Source organism: Buchnera aphidicola (Phyllaphis fagi) (assembly GCF_964058955.1).
In the GTDB taxonomy this organism is placed as follows: Bacteria; Pseudomonadota; Gammaproteobacteria; order Enterobacterales; family Enterobacteriaceae; genus Buchnera_L; species Buchnera_L aphidicola_AI.
Genome location: NZ_OZ060370.1, coordinates 92,079 through 107,557 on the forward strand (window position 1 = coordinate 92,079; position 15,479 = coordinate 107,557).

Annotated in this window: 12 protein-coding genes and 1 tRNA gene; 7 read left to right on the plus strand and 6 right to left on the minus strand. The window is 22.4% G+C overall.

Annotated elements, in window-relative coordinates; all coding sequences use genetic code 11:
- Positions 1 to 74: 74 nt before the first annotated feature.
- Positions 75 to 1,136: a tRNA preQ1(34) S-adenosylmethionine ribosyltransferase-isomerase QueA gene (gene queA, locus AB4W56_RS00445; protein WP_367675882.1), complete on the plus strand. Its 1,062-nt coding sequence runs from the start codon at positions 75 to 77 to the stop codon at positions 1,134 to 1,136.
- Positions 1,137 to 1,202: 66 nt separating this feature from the next.
- Positions 1,203 to 2,306, plus strand: a complete 1,104-nt coding sequence (tgt, locus tag AB4W56_RS00450) for a tRNA guanosine(34) transglycosylase Tgt (RefSeq protein ID WP_367675883.1) — start codon at positions 1,203 to 1,205, stop codon at positions 2,304 to 2,306.
- Between the two features lie 115 nt (positions 2,307 to 2,421).
- On the opposite strand, the gene glyS is transcribed toward tgt, so the two are convergent.
- Both glyS and glyQ read right to left on the minus strand, forming a co-directional pair.
- Complete coding sequence (gene glyS, locus AB4W56_RS00455; RefSeq protein ID WP_367675884.1) at positions 2,422 to 4,512, minus strand: glycine--tRNA ligase subunit beta; 2,091 nt, start codon at positions 4,510 to 4,512, stop codon at positions 2,422 to 2,424.
- Between the two features lie 9 nt (positions 4,513 to 4,521).
- Positions 4,522 to 5,433: a glycine--tRNA ligase subunit alpha gene (glyQ, locus tag AB4W56_RS00460; RefSeq protein ID WP_367675885.1), complete on the minus strand. Its 912-nt coding sequence runs from the start codon at positions 5,431 to 5,433 to the stop codon at positions 4,522 to 4,524.
- A 381-nt stretch (positions 5,434 to 5,814) separates the two neighbouring features.
- On the opposite strand from glyQ, the gene nfo reads away from it, so the two are divergent.
- From nfo to AB4W56_RS00475, 3 genes are all read left to right on the plus strand, one after another.
- Positions 5,815 to 6,663, plus strand: a complete 849-nt coding sequence (gene nfo, locus AB4W56_RS00465) for a deoxyribonuclease IV (protein WP_367675886.1) — start codon at positions 5,815 to 5,817, stop codon at positions 6,661 to 6,663.
- A gap of 130 nt (positions 6,664 to 6,793) precedes the next feature.
- A complete protein-coding gene (gene rplY / locus AB4W56_RS00470; RefSeq protein ID WP_367675887.1) occupies positions 6,794 to 7,084 on the plus strand; it encodes a 50S ribosomal protein L25 in 291 nt (96 codons plus the stop codon).
- A 16-nt stretch (positions 7,085 to 7,100) separates the two neighbouring features.
- Positions 7,101 to 7,174 (plus strand) — tRNA-Pro (locus tag AB4W56_RS00475).
- A gap of 142 nt (positions 7,175 to 7,316) precedes the next feature.
- On the opposite strand, the gene AB4W56_RS00480 is transcribed toward AB4W56_RS00475, so the two are convergent.
- Complete coding sequence (locus tag AB4W56_RS00480) at positions 7,317 to 8,093, minus strand: DedA family protein (RefSeq protein ID WP_367675888.1); 777 nt, start codon at positions 8,091 to 8,093, stop codon at positions 7,317 to 7,319.
- A gap of 415 nt (positions 8,094 to 8,508) precedes the next feature.
- Between AB4W56_RS00480 and rsmA the strand changes: the two genes are divergently transcribed.
- A complete protein-coding gene (gene rsmA / locus AB4W56_RS00485; RefSeq protein WP_367675889.1) occupies positions 8,509 to 9,324 on the plus strand; it encodes a 16S rRNA (adenine(1518)-N(6)/adenine(1519)-N(6))-dimethyltransferase RsmA in 816 nt (271 codons plus the stop codon).
- 65 nt (positions 9,325 to 9,389) lie between these two features.
- On the plus strand, positions 9,390 to 10,205 hold the full coding sequence (locus tag AB4W56_RS00490; RefSeq protein WP_367675890.1) for a symmetrical bis(5'-nucleosyl)-tetraphosphatase: 816 nt from the start codon (positions 9,390 to 9,392) through the stop codon (positions 10,203 to 10,205).
- A gap of 20 nt (positions 10,206 to 10,225) precedes the next feature.
- Here the strand turns inward: AB4W56_RS00490 and carB are convergent, their stop codons facing one another.
- Genes carB through dapB form a run of 3 tightly spaced genes read right to left on the minus strand, consistent with a single transcriptional unit; the run spans position 10,226 to position 15,461 of the window.
- The gene (carB, locus tag AB4W56_RS00495; protein ID WP_367675891.1) at positions 10,226 to 13,453 is read right to left on the minus strand and encodes a carbamoyl-phosphate synthase large subunit; all 3,228 of its coding nucleotides are present in this window, start codon (positions 13,451 to 13,453) and stop codon (positions 10,226 to 10,228) included.
- A gap of 19 nt (positions 13,454 to 13,472) precedes the next feature.
- Positions 13,473 to 14,597: a glutamine-hydrolyzing carbamoyl-phosphate synthase small subunit gene (gene carA / locus AB4W56_RS00500; protein ID WP_367675892.1), complete on the minus strand. Its 1,125-nt coding sequence runs from the start codon at positions 14,595 to 14,597 to the stop codon at positions 13,473 to 13,475.
- Between the two features lie 60 nt (positions 14,598 to 14,657).
- The gene (gene dapB / locus AB4W56_RS00505; RefSeq protein WP_367675893.1) at positions 14,658 to 15,461 is read right to left on the minus strand and encodes a 4-hydroxy-tetrahydrodipicolinate reductase; all 804 of its coding nucleotides are present in this window, start codon (positions 15,459 to 15,461) and stop codon (positions 14,658 to 14,660) included.
- Positions 15,462 to 15,479 lie beyond the last annotated feature (18 nt).

Below are 15,479 nucleotides of genomic sequence, written 5' to 3' on the forward strand. Positions count from 1 at the left end.
TAATTTAAGATAATTTGATTATTATATTGATTAATAATTTATTTTCATAAACGTATATTTATATTGGATATAAAATGGATTTAAATAATTTTAGTTTTTTAATTCCTAAATATTTAGTATCTTCTTATCCTTACCATAATAGAACAACATGTCGATTATTATCTATACATGGTAATACTGGTTTGATAAGACATGAAATATTTTTTAATATATTAGATCAATGTAATTCAGGAGATGTTTTAGTATTAAATAATACTCGCGTTATTCCAGCAAGATTATTTGGTTTTCAAAATAATAAAAAAATAGAATGTTTGGTAGAAAAGATTATTAATGAAAAAAGTATTTTAGTACAAATTTGTCATTCTAAATCAATAATTCTTGGAACAAAAATTGTTTTTCAAAAATATGAAATATTTGAAGGACATGTCGTTTCTAAACAAGGAATATTTTTTATAATATTTTTTGATTATTCAGATTCTATTTTTAATATATTAAATAAAATTGGTCATATTCCATTACCTCCATATATTAATAGAATGGATGAATCATTAGATGTTAACGCGTATCAAACAGTTTATAGTAAATTTTTAGGATCAATTGCTTCGCCTACAGCGGGTTTACATTTTGATAAAAAACTATTGAATCTTTTATGCAAAAAAGGTATAAAGGTATGTTTTATTACTTTGCATATTGGATATGGCACCTTTCAACCTATAAGATCAAAAATTATTGAAAAACATAATATACATTCTGAATACGTGGAAGTATCGAAACATGTAGTTAAATTAGTTAATCAATGCAAACAAGAAGGTAAACGAGTAATTGCGGTAGGTACAAGTACTTTAAGAGCGTTAGAATCTGCTAAAATAGATTATTTTAATAATAATATTAAACCGATATGTAAATATACTAAAATATTTATTATTCCAGGATATAATCATACGATTGTTGATGTATTAATTACTAATTTTCATACATCTAAATCTACTTTAATTTTATTAGTAGTTTCTTTTTTAGGTTATGTAAATACTATGAATGCTTATAATCTTGCTATTAAAAATAAATATCGTTTTTTTAGTTATGGTGACGCAATGTTTATTACAAAAAAATCGTTATTGAACTATAAAAATAAATAAAATTATTAAAATTTAATATTTAATTGAAATATATTATATATATTTTAAAATTTTTATGGAGAATTTGTGAAATTTAAGATATATAAAACAGATGGTTATGCTCGACACGGAGCATTAATATGGAATAATCAAATAATTGAGACTCCATTGTTTATGTCAGTAGGTACATATGGTTCTATAAAAAGCTTAAATGTAGAAGAAATTAAAAATACAGGTACTAAAATGATATTAGCAAATGCTTTGCATTTATTTTTACGACCTGGTATACATACAATACAATTACATAATAATTTACATAATTTTATGAATTGGAATGGTCCTATTTTAACAGATTCAGGGGGATTTCAAATCTTTAGTCTTAAAAAATTGTGCTCTGTTACAGAGCAAGGAGTATATTTTAAAAATCCTATGAATGGAAATAATTTTTTTTTTAGTCCTGAAATTTCTATGGATATACAATATTATTTAAATTCAGATATTGTCATGGTTTTTGATGAATGCATTAATAGTTATTCTATTTTTGAAAATGTGAAAAAATCTATGGAAATGTCTTTAAGATGGGCTGAAAGAAGCAAAAAATATTTTCAATATCAAAAAAATAAAAATTTATTATTTGGTATTATTCAAGGAGGATTTTATGAAAAATTAAGGAAAATTTCTATTAATGAGTTAATTGATATTGGTTTTGATGGTTACGCTATTGGGGGTTTATCTGTTGGAGAATCGAAAGATATTATGTATAAAATTTTAAAATATACTTGTTTAAATATTCCATATTCAAAACCTAGATATTTAATGGGAGTTGGAAAACCTCAAGATTTAGTGGAAGCTGTTCGTTATGGTGTAGATATGTTTGATTGTGTTATTCCTACCCGTAATGCTAGAAATGGATCATTATTTACTACATATGGTATGATAAACATTCGTAATTCAAAATATAAAAATGATATTTCTGTATTAGATCCACATTGTTTTTGTTATTCATGTACGTATTATACTCGTGCTTATTTACATCATTTATATCGCTGTAATGAAATATTAGGAGTACGATTAAATACTATACATAATTTATATTATTATCAAAATTTAATGTTAAAAATACGTAATGCAATTAAAGCACGAAAATTTCATCAATTTTATAATAATTTTTATTCTAAGATATTAAAATAGATTTTAATACGTATGGAATATATTAATTGATAATTAACTAATTATTATATATTAATATTATATAACTTTTATATATATATTGAAAATAAAAGATAGAATATGTATTTTATAATTATTATAATTTATTTTTTTGATTATTAAATATTAAAAAATTAGTAATTTTTGAAAATACATTTTTTACCTTTATTAATAATAAAATTCTGTTATTTTTTAATTGATTATCAGTATATTTAATAGATATTGTATTTAAAAAATTATTCGTTATTTTACTTAAAAGAAATAAAATTTTTAATGATTTTTTGTATTTTTTTTGATTGATGTAAGGATATAAGATATTTATAATTTTATTAATTTGAATAAATATTTTTTTTTCTTGTTGATGATATATTATATTTAAATATATATTATTAATTTCAGATATATTAATATTTATTGTACTCAAAAGATTATATATTCTTTTATAAGTTATAAATAAATTGTTAAAATTAATATTATTTTCAAATTTATGTAATGCTTGGATTCTTAAGTTAATATCTAATATATTATTAATATTATATAAAATGATGGATTTAATAATATAGGTATTATATTGTTTTTTTTTATACCATATATATAATCTATCAAATATAAATTTAATTATTTTTATTTCAATATTTTTTTGAATATGTATTTGGTATGTATTAATTGATTTTTTAATTAATTTTAACAAATTAATATGTATTTTTTTTTCTAAAATAATTCGTATAATACCTAAAGCTGATCGTCTTAATTGTAATGGATCTTTATCTTTTTTGGGATGTTTACCAATAAGAAATAAACCAACTATAGTATCTATTTTATCAGCTATAGATAATGAACATCCAATAAGATTGGATGGGATTAAATCTGTTGAAAATTTTGGTTGATATTGTTCTTTTAAAGATAAAGCAATATTTTTAGGCTCTTGATTATATAAAGAATAATACATACCAACAATACCTTGTAATTCTGGAAATTCATAAACCATTTGAGTTTTTAAGTCACATTTAGATAAATAAGCAGATCTTATACCATCTTGAATATTTATTTTAGTATATTTAGATATGTATTGAATTAATTGAATTAACCTTTTTGTTTTGTCATACATTGAGCCTAATATTTCTTCAAATATAATATTTTTTAGAAAAGGAAAATATTTTTCTAATGTATTTTTTTTATCGTTTTTTAAAAAGAATTTTATATCAGATAGTCTAGAATGTAAAACTCGTTCATTTCCTAAAACGATTGTTTTAGGTGTAATAGACTCAATATTAGAAATGATAATGAAATTATTAGTCAATTGTTTTTTAATATTATATACTGGAAAATACTTTTGTATAGATTCTAAAATATATATTAAAATTTCTTCAGGAATAGATAAAAATTTTTTTTTAAATGTTCCAATTAATATAATTGGCCATTCGACTAAACAAGTTATTTCTTCTAGTAAAGAATTATAAATATTTAATTTTCCATTTATTTTTTTTGCAATATTTTGTGATTTTTCTTTAATGATTTTTTTTCTTAGTTCAAAATTTGATATAACTTTACCATGATCAATTAATAACTTTTCATATTCTTTTGCATGATGAATTTTGATTTTTAATGGTAATGTAGATATATTACCATATAAATATCTATTAGACATAATTCCAAATATGTTAGTTTTAATAGATTTGTGATTGATTAATATAGTGACATTTCTTATTGGTCTAAAAAATTTTGTTTTTTTTTGATTCCACATCATAGTTTTTGAAATAGAGATATTTTTTATTGAAGATTCAACAATTTTAGGAAGAATATTTTTAATATTAATTTTTTTTGGATAGTTTTCATATAATAACCATTCTCCTGTTTTATTTTTTAATTTTTTTGTTTTTTCAATTTTTATATTGAATTTATCCATCCATTTTATTGCTGCAATAGTTAATTGACCTTGATCGTTAAATGATTGTTTAATAGAAGGACCACGATGTTGTATCTTTTTTTCAGGAAGTAATATTTGAATTTTTTTTATTTGTATAGCAAGTCTTCTAGGTGAATGAAATAAAGAAGAGTGATTAAAAAAAATAAATTTTTTTTTTAATTCAAGTTGAAAATTTTGATAAAAATTTTGTGCAATTTGTTTAATTAATGTTGATGGCATTTCTTCAGTACCAATTTCTACTAAAATAGTTTTTTCGCTCATTTTATTGTTTTACCTGTTGATCGAAAGTAAAGGAAAACCTTTATCTTTTCTAAATTTGTAATAATATTTTGCTATTTTTGTTGATATAATTCTGATTTTAGAAATATATTGCTTTCTTTCAGTACTAGAAAGAATTTGTCTTGCATCAATTAAATTAAAATTATGTGTTGCTTGTAGTATATGTTCATAAGCTGGTAAAATTAATGACTGATTTAATAATAGTAATCTTTCTGCTTCTGATATATGTTGATTAAACAAATTTAATAAAGTTGGAATATTTGAATATTCAAAGTTATATAAAGATTGTTCAATTTCGTTTTGATAAAATAATTCACCATAAGTAATTTGATGTAATTTATTTTTATCCCATATAATTTCATATATAGTATTAACATTTTGAATATTCATAGCTATTCTTTCTAGTCCGTATGTTATTTCTACAGTAATTGGATCACATTCTAATCCTCCCATTTGTTGAAAGTATGTAAATTGTGTAATTTCCATACCATTAAGCCATACTTCCCATCCTATACCCCATGCACCTAAAGTAGGATTTTCCCAATTATCTTCTACAAATCGTATATCGTTTTTTGTTAAATCTAAATTTATTTTTTTTAATGATTGTAAATATAAAAATTGAATATTTTTAGGAGCTGGTTTAATAATAACTTGAAATTGATAATATTGTTGTAATCTATTTGGATTATTACCATATCTTCCATCAGTTGGTCTACGTGATGTTTGAAGATATGCCATATTTAATGGTTCTGGTCCAATAGTTCGTAAAAATGTACAATAATGAAATGTTCCAGCTCCTACCATAATATCTAAAGGTTGTACAATAATACAACCTATTTTTGACCAAAATTTTTGTAACTCTGATATTATATGACAACATGTTGTATTATTTTTAATATTCATAATTGTATATATTACTATATTATATATTTACTGTATTATATAATAAATAGTATTAATGTTATTAAAAATATATTTTTTTAACACTTTTATTTTTATATAATTTATGATATATTTAAATTTACATAATTATATTGTATTTAAAAATTAATTAAGTATTGTAATAAAAATATTTTTGTTGTATAATGATAATCATACTGTCATTTTATTTACATTATTTATATAATGAGTTATTATATTTAAAATATAAATTATGTTAAATTTTAGAATATGTTTATTTTATTTTTATTTTGGATTTTTAATTTTGAACTTTAAAATTAAATTTTATAAATTCAGTAAAATATTATTATTTATTCACATTATTAATATTGGAAAAATTATATCATGAAAAAGTATATTGGCTCTTATATCAGTACTTCTGGAGGAATAGAAAAATCTATTGTTCGAGCTTATGAACTAGGAGCTACTGCTATTTCATTTTTTACAAGAAATAGAAAGAAATGGTATTCTTCTCCTGTTAATAAAGATATAGTTAATAAGTTTAAAATAGAATATATGAAATACAATTTTATTCCAGGTCAAATATTACCTAATAGTGGTTATTTAATGAATTTAGGTCACCCAAACAAAGAATTTATAATCAAAGCTAGAATGTCATTACTGAATGAAATTGATCGATGTCAAGATTTAGGATTAATGTATCTTAATGTTCATCCAGGTAGTCATTTAAATGAAATTAGTGAAGTAGTTTGTTTAAATTATGTTGTTGATTCAATTAATTATGCGTTAGAAACAACTTTTAATGTAACTGTTTTATTGGAAAATACTGCCGGTCACGGAAGTGATGTAGGATATTGTTTTGAACATATAGCATATATTATTGATAAAATTGAAGATAAATCAAGAATTGGTGTTTGTTTAAATATAGGTCATTTATTTATGGCAGGATATGATTTAAGAACTATAGTAGATTGTAAAAAAGTGTTTAATAATTTTAACAAAATTATAGGAAATGATTACTTACAAGCTATGTATATTAATGATTCTGCTTCTGACTGCAATAGTCGCATTGATATTCATGCTAATTTAGGTGAAGGGAAAATAGGTCGAGATGCATTTAAATGGATTATGAAGCAAGATGATTTATCTAATTATATTCCTATTATTGTAGAAACCCCTAATTCAAAATTATGGAAAGAAGAAATTACTTGGTTAAATAAAATTAGTAAATAATAAATATATCTTAAATATATAAAATATAAGATTATTAAGTAATAAAATTTATATTTTTGCATTGTATAATTTGTTTTATTTAATAATATGAAATATGTAAAATATTTTATTATAATTTTTAGGAAAAATTATGTTTGTAATACATGGGATTGAGCGTGTAAATAAAGGAACAAATTATAGTAGGCGATTGAGAAAAATAGATAATAAAATTCCATGTATTATTTATGGTTCTAAAAAACCAATAATGTATGTTGAATTAGATCATGATGTAGTATTTAATATGCAAAAAGATTCTAAATTTTATAATAGTAACATTATTTTAAAAATTAATAAATCTGAATATATAGTTACTATTAAAGAAATTCAACGACATTGTTTTAAGTTAAAGTTATTACATATTGATTTTTTATATATTAAATGATCATAAAATGATTTTTCGGTACGTAGCGCAGCTTGGTAGCGCACTGTCATGGGGTGTCAGAGGTCAGAGGTTCAAATCCTCTCGTACCGATTTTATATTGTATTTTAGAATAATTATAATTTATTGAATTTATTGAATTTATTGAATTTATTGAATTTATTGAATTTATTGAATTTATTGAATTTATTGAATTTATTGAATTTATTGAATTTATTGAATTTATTGAATCTATTTAATATATTTTATGAATGATGAATATATGTATAATTATTTTTTGAAAAATCATTATAATGAGATAATATTGTATATAAATAAAACCAACTATTCCAATTAATGCATTAATGATAATTAGAATAATAATATTTTTTTTTGAAATTATTTTTAATATTGTACTATTTTTATAATTTTTCCAAAATTTCCACAATAACCAACATCCAGTCCATATAATACATAATATAATTATTAAAGTCCATTTAAATGAATTTTGTATTGGATAAATAGATGAAGTATTTATTATAATACTTGTTAAAATTCCTGGTAAAAAATATATTAATGGCCATAAAATACATCCTATTATACTTGGAGGTATAAAATTTTTCATAGGTAATTTTAACATTCCAGCAATCATAGGTATTAATGGCCTAGTAGGACCAATAAATTTTCCAATTAATATAGTAAACATACTATATTGATGTATAGTATTTTTAATTTTATTAAAGAGTGTTATATTTTTTTGAAATAGTTTTATGTTGTATATCCAATTTTTAAATTTCCATCCTATATAATATGATAGATAATCTCCTAAAAGACAACCTAAAATTCCGGTAATCCACGATGGGTAGAATGATAATTTTCCATTTCCAATCATTGTACCTATCGTTGTCATAAATACAATACCTGGTAATAATAATCCAACTAATGCTAATGATTCTAAAAATGTGATTATTAAAATAATAATACAAGCATAAGATATAGATTGTGTAATAAAATATTTAAACCATGCTTCCATAAATTATTATCTTTTTCAGTTTTGAATAATGATTGTAATTAATTTATAATATACTAAAATATATTTATTTAATATTATAATTTACATTTTATATAAAATACAATATGATAAATAATGGCTTGAAATATTATAATAATATCTTTTATATCAATTTTTGAAGTAATATATTATTATAATAATAAATGTAGGTTAGTATATATTTTATTTAAATTATAATAATTGAAATATATTTTAAATTTCAATTAATAATATTATATATTTAATTTACTGAAAATATTTTATTATAATGTATATTATTATTTTATGTTTCATGTATCAATTGTATATTTTAGATTTTAGATTTTAGATTTTAGATATTAAATTATGTATAATTTATTTTTTATATTAAATTTTATAATTTTAGAAATTATAGTTTATGAATATTATATTATCAAAAAAATATATTTTTAAAAAAAAATTTGGTCAAAATTTTCTTTGTAAAAATAGTATTATTAATAAAATTATTAATATTATTCATCCTAAAAAAAATGAATTATTGATAGAGGTTGGGCCTGGTTTAGCAGCATTAACTAAACCTATTTGCCAAATATTAGATAATTTAATTGTAATAGAGTTAGACCAAGAATTGTCTCAGTTATTACATCAAAGTAGTTTTAGTAAAAAGATTGACATATTTGTTCAGGATATGAATATTTTTAATTTTAAAAAAGTATCAATTCAACAAAATAAGTTATTACGTATTTTTGGTAATTTACCTTATAATATTTCTGTTAAATTTATATTGTATTTAATAAATTTCAGAAAATATATTTTTGATATGAATTTTATGGTTCAAAAAGAAGTAGCAGAACGTTTTGTGGCTCATCCTGGTAGTAAATCATATGGTAGATTAAGTGTTATAACTCAATGTTATTATGATATTTTTGTTTATTTTAATGTTTTACCTGCCTCATTTTTTCCTACACCTAAGGTTCAATCTAGTTTTATTAAAATTATACCTAAAATATTACCTTTATATCCACATAATCAAGTTAATGATTTAAATATTATTACATCAGAATCTTTTAAACAAAGAAGAAAAATTTTACAAAATAGTTTATCAAGTATTTTTAAAAAAGAGATTTTATTATATTTAGGTATTAATCCTTTATTGCGAGCAGAAAATGTATCAGTATTTGATTATTGTAAATTAGCAAACTTTTTCCATATTTCTAAAGATAATAATATTTAGTTACTGTTAATATAAATATTATATTTATTATATGTAATTAATTATTTTATTATAAAAGGGTTTTTATGAGTATATATTTAACGAGTGATATTCATGGTTGTTATGATAAATTACAATTATTATTAAAAAAAGTGTTTTTCAATCCTTCTTATGATAATTTATGGGTTGCAGGTGATTTAGTAGCTCGAGGTTCTAATTCTTTAGAAGTATTACGTTATTTAAAATCTTTAGGGAAAAGAGTAAAAATTGTATTAGGAAATCATGATATACGAACACTATTGATATATTTTGGTTTTAAAAATTTTGAAAAAGATGATAATTTACATGAATTATTTGAAGCTCATGATGCTGATATATTGATGAATTGGTTAAGAAAAAAACCATTATCTATTATAGATGTAAAAGAAAAAATAATAATGATCCATGCTGGTATATATCCGTTATGGGATATTAATACTATGAAAAATTATTCTAGAAGCATAGAATATTTTTTATCACATGATAATTATATAAAATTTTTAAACAATATTCAACATACTAGTACATTCATTAAATGGACAAAAAAAAATAATTATTTAGATCAATTAAAGTTTAGTATGAATGTTTTTACTAGAATGCGTTATTGTTATTTAGATAAAAGATTAAATATGAAGTATAAATGTAATCCTTCTAAAATTTCTGAAATTAAATTTTTAAAACCATGGTTTTCTTTTAAAAATCTAATTTCTAGAAAATATTTTATTTTTTTTGGGCACTGGGCATCTTTACCAAATAAAATAACATCCTATAACAATAATATTATACCATTAGATACTGGTTGTTGTTGGGGTAGAAAATTAAGTATGATGCGGTGGGATGATAAAAAATGGTTTAGAGAATAGTGATTGTACATCTATATATTCTATAATTGTTGTATTTTATTATGCATATCTTGTAAAGTTAAAATATTATTATAAGGATTTATTTTTAAAGACATAATAGTAGCAAATGCAGCATTTACAGTAGTGTCATAATGCACATTATATTCGAGAGCTATGGTACAAATTAATTTAGATGTGTCAGATGTTTTATTTACTGAAAGATTTGTATCAATAATATATGAATATTCTTTGTTTTTTAAATGATCTTGAATATTTGGTCGACCTTCATTAATTTTATTTACAGTTCTAGCATATATACCTAATTTTTTTAAAATTTTATTAGTTTCTTCAGTTACGTCTAATTGAAATCCTAATTTTTGTAATTGTATTGCTAAATTAGCTACATATTTTTTATCAGTTTTTTTAATTGATAGTAGTACTTTTTTAGATTTTTTAATATTAATATTAGCACTAAGCATAGCTTTTGAAAAAGCATGAGGAAAATTTTTTCCAATACCCATAATTTCCCCTGTAGATTTCATTTCAGGACCTAATGTAGCATCAATTCCATAGAATTTATTAAATGGTAAAATAGATTCTTTAACAGAAAAATAAGATGGAATGACTTCTTTAATATATCCTTGTTGTTTTAAGGTTATTCCATTCATAACTCTTGCGGCAATTTTGGCTAATGGAATTCCAATAGCTTTTGATACAAACGGAATAGTACGAGATGCTCTCGGGTTTACTTCGATAATATATATTTTATTATTTTGAATAGCTAATTGTGTATTCATTAGACCTTGAACTGATAAAGCAAATGCTAGCTTAATCACCTGTTTTTTTATGTTTTTTTGTATATTTTTACTAATTGTATACACTGGAATAGAACATGCAGAATCTCCAGAATGTATACCAGCTTGCTCAATATGCTCCATAATACCTCCAATTAAAACATTTTTACCATCACAAATAATATCAACATCGATTTCTATTGCATTTTTTAAATAATGGTCTAATAAAATTGGATTTTTTTTTGAAGGTTTGAGTATATTATTAAAATAATTCATTAAACTTTTTTGATTATATACAATTTGCATATATCTTCCACCTAATACATAAGATGGACGAACCATAATAGGATATTTGATTATTGTAGATTGTAATATTCCTTGTTCTATGGTAGTAATAGTAGCATTTTTTGGTTGTTTTAATTGTAAAGATGATACAATTTTTTGAAATTGATTTCTATCTTCCGCTTGATCAATAGAATTAGAATTTGTTCCAATAATTGGGATATTTGATTTTTCTAATTCTTTTGCTAATTTTAGAGGAGTTTGTCCTCCATATTGTATAATTATTCCTTTAGGTTTTTCAGTTCTTACAATTTCTAATACATTTTCTAAGGTAATGGGTTCAAAATATAATCTATCAGATATATCATAATCTGTAGATACAGTTTCAGGATTACAATTAATCATAATAGTTTCATAACCATCTTCTCGTAATGCTTGAGAAGCATGTACACAACAGTAATCAAATTCTATGCCTTGTCCAATTCGGTTAGGACCCCCTCCTAATATAATTATTTTTTCTTTTAATGAATTTGAATTAGATTCACATTCATTTTCCCATGTTGAATACATATAGGCTGTGTTAGTATCAAATTCAGCAGAGCATGTATCAACTCTTTTATATATAGGATGCAAATTATAATGATAACGAATTTTACGAATTTGATTTTCATGGACATTCATTAATTTTGAAATTCTTAAATCAGAAAATCCTGTTTTTTTCATCTTATATAAAAATTGGTAATTTATTTCTTCAATTTTTGTATCTATAATAATTTTTTCAAGATTGATAATTTCTTGAATTTGTGATAAAAACCATGGATCAATATATGTTAATTTATAAATTTCATTAATAGATAGTCCTATTCTGAATGCATCAGCAATATACCATAATCTTTTGGATCCAGGATTTTTTAATTCATATCGAATTTTTTTAATATTTTCATATTTTTTAACATCAATTTGTGTTTCAAAACCACTATATCCTACTTCTAATCCTTGAATTGCTTTTTGTATAGATTCTTGGAATGTTCGTCCTATTGCCATTACTTCGCCTACAGATTTCATTTGTGTTGTTAAGCGATCATTACAGCCTAAGAATTTTTCAAAATTAAATCTAGGAATTTTAGTAACTACATAATCTATAGATGGTTCAAAAGAAGCTGGAGTACTTGCAGTAATATCATTTTTTAATTCATTTAATGTATAACCGATAGCTAGTTTAGCAGCAATTTTTGCTATAGGAAATCCTGTTGCTTTAGAAGCTAAAGCGGATGATCGTGATACTCTGGGGTTCATTTCAATTACTACCATGTTATCATTTTTTGGATTAATAGCAAATTGTACATTTGATCCTCCTGTTTCAACACCAATTTCTTGTAAAATTTTTATTGATGCATCACGCATTTTTTGATATTCTTTATCTGTTAAAGTTTGCGCAGGAGCAACTGTAATTGAATCTCCAGTATGTATTCCCATAGGGTCTATATTTTCAATACTGCACACTATAATACAATTATTATTTTTATCTCTTACGACTTCCATTTCATATTCTTTCCAGCCTATTAATGATTCATCAATTAATAATTCTTGATTAGGTGATATACTAAATCCTTTTTCACATATTTCTTTAAATTCTTCATAGTTATATGCAATACCACCTCCAGATCCTCCCATTGTAAAGGATGGACGAATAATACATGGAAAACCAATTTTTTTAGATAATTCCATAGCGTGTTGTATATTATTAGTAATACCACATTCTGCTGTTTTTAATCCAATTTTATTAATGGATTTTTTGAATAGATCTCTATTTTCTGATTTTTTAATTGATTGAATGCTAGCCCCAATGACTTTTATTTGATAATCTGATAATATTCCTTTTTTATCTAATTGTAATGTACAATTTAATGCAGTTTGTCCTCCCATAGTAGGTAACAATGCGTCTGGTTTTTCTTTTTCTATAATTTTTTTTACTATTTTCCAATGAATAGGTTCGATATACGTAGCATCAGCTATATCTGGGTCAGTCATAATCGTTGCTGGATTGGAATTAATTAATATTATTCTATAACCTTCTTCTTTTAATGCTTTACATGCTTGTGTTCCAGAATAATCAAATTCACAAGCTTGTCCTATAATTATTGGTCCTGCTCCAATAATTAGAATAGATTTAATATTAGTACATTTTGGCATTTTTTTTCCTATATTAACATTATTTTTTTTGATTTTTCATGTATTCAATAAATTGATTAAATAATAATTCTGAATCATTAGGCCCTGGACTAGCTTCTGGATGACCTTGAAAACTGAAGGCATTTTTATTTATAATTTTAATTCCTTGTATAGTTTGATCAAATAAAGATATATGTGTAATTTTAATATTTTTAGGAAGATCTATATTATCAACTGTGAAATTATGATTTTGAGTTGTAATCATAACTTGATTAGTTTTAATATTTTTTACAGGATGATTGCTTCCATGATGTCCAAACTTCATTTTTATAATTTTTGCTCCATTTGCTAAGGCTAATAATTGATGACCTAAACAAATACCAAATATTGGAATATTAATATGTATAAATTTTTTAATATTTTTAATAGCATTAATGCAAACTCTGGGATCACCTGGTCCATTAGAAAGAACAATTCCATCTGGTTGAAGATTTAATACTTCTTGATAAGAAGTATATGCAGGTACAATAGTTAAATAACATTTCTTTTGTGATAAAATTCGAAGAATATTATGTTTAACACCAAAATCATAAACTATGACATGAAATAATGTTATTTTTTTATTATTATTGTGATTTTGAATTAATTGATTTTTTGTTTTCCAATGATATATTTGTTTTGTACTTATTTTTTTAACTAAATCTATATTTTTAAATTGATTAATATTTTTAGCATATTTATAAGCTAGTGAAAAATTGTAATCAGTTATTATACAACCATATTGAGTGCCTTTATTACGTAATATTCTTGTTAATTTTCTTGTATCAATATCTGAAATGCCTACAATATTATTATTTTTCAAATATTCAGATAAACTATATATGCTCTGATAATGACTGGTAACTAAAGATATACTTCGAATTATAATACCTTGAACTTGAATACAGTGTGATTCTGTATCATGTTGATTAATTCCAGTATTACCAATGTGAGGATATGTAAAAGTAATGATTTGATTTTTATATGATGGATCAGTAAGTATTTCTTCATATCCAGTCATTGCAGTATTGAAAACAATTTCACCAATAGAAATTCCATTATATCCGATAGATTTTCCTTGAAATATTGTACCATCTTCTAATACTAATAATGCAGATTTCTTCAAATTTTTCTCCCAATAATAATGATTAAAACTATTGTTATTATTTTATGTATGTTTTAAATGTTATGATATATTTAACACATCTATCATATCGTATAATCCTGGGCCTTGATTTTGAATCCATATTGCTGCTTTAATAGCTCCTTTAGAAAAGGCGCTTCTATTACTTGCTAAGTGACTAATTTTAATTTTTTCACCTATTCCTGAATATATAACAGTATGTTCTCCAATGGTATCACCTCCACGTATTATAGAAAATCCAATTGTATTATTTTTTCGCGCTTTTGTGATTTCCTTTTTTCTATATATACTACATTCATCTAAATTCCATTTTTTATATTTTGAAATAATTTCACCTAATTTTAAAGCTGTTCCGGAAGGAGAATCGATTTTATTTCTATGATGAGATTCAATAATTTCAATATCATAAGATGAATCTAATATTTTAGTAGTTTTTTCTAGCAACTTAAAAATTAAATTAATTCCTATACTAAAATTATATGAAAATACAATTCCAATATTTTTAGAATAATTTTTAATAACATGTAATTCTTTTTTATTAAAACCAGTTGTTCCGATAATCATTTTTTTTTTATATAATTGACAAATTTTTAGATATTTTAATGTTGATTTAGGAGTACTAAAATCAATTAAAATATCAAATTGATCTATTTTATTTTCTATATTTTCTATGTTTTCAATAATTTCTATTTTTTCATTTTTTTGAGTTATAATATCTTGATATTTTTTTTTTACTATTACAAAACTTAGTAGAACGTTTGTTTGTTTTTCAATTTCTTTAATTAAACTGGTTCCCATTCTTCCATAAGCTCCAGTTATTGCAAGACGCACTTGTTTTTTATTCATTTTTTTTATTTTCAAAAT

Excerpts from the sequence above, each read along its gene's own strand:
- queA (WP_367675882.1), top strand. The coding sequence starts at position 75 with ATGGATTTAAATAATTTTAGTTTTTTAATTCCTAAATATTTAGTATCT.
- glyS (WP_367675884.1), bottom strand. The coding sequence starts at position 4,512 with ATGAGCGAAAAAACTATTTTAGTAGAAATTGGTACTGAAGAAATGCCA.
- glyQ (WP_367675885.1), bottom strand. The coding sequence starts at position 5,433 with ATGAATATTAAAAATAATACAACATGTTGTCATATAATATCAGAGTTA.
- nfo (WP_367675886.1), top strand. The coding sequence starts at position 5,815 with ATGAAAAAGTATATTGGCTCTTATATCAGTACTTCTGGAGGAATAGAA.
- rplY (WP_367675887.1), top strand. The coding sequence starts at position 6,794 with ATGTTTGTAATACATGGGATTGAGCGTGTAAATAAAGGAACAAATTAT.
- AB4W56_RS00480 (WP_367675888.1), bottom strand. The coding sequence starts at position 8,093 with ATGGAAGCATGGTTTAAATATTTTATTACACAATCTATATCTTATGCT.
- rsmA (WP_367675889.1), top strand. The coding sequence starts at position 8,509 with ATGAATATTATATTATCAAAAAAATATATTTTTAAAAAAAAATTTGGT.
- AB4W56_RS00490 (WP_367675890.1), top strand. The coding sequence starts at position 9,390 with ATGAGTATATATTTAACGAGTGATATTCATGGTTGTTATGATAAATTA.
- carB (WP_367675891.1), bottom strand. The coding sequence starts at position 13,453 with ATGCCAAAATGTACTAATATTAAATCTATTCTAATTATTGGAGCAGGA.
- dapB (WP_367675893.1), bottom strand. The coding sequence starts at position 15,461 with ATGAATAAAAAACAAGTGCGTCTTGCAATAACTGGAGCTTATGGAAGA.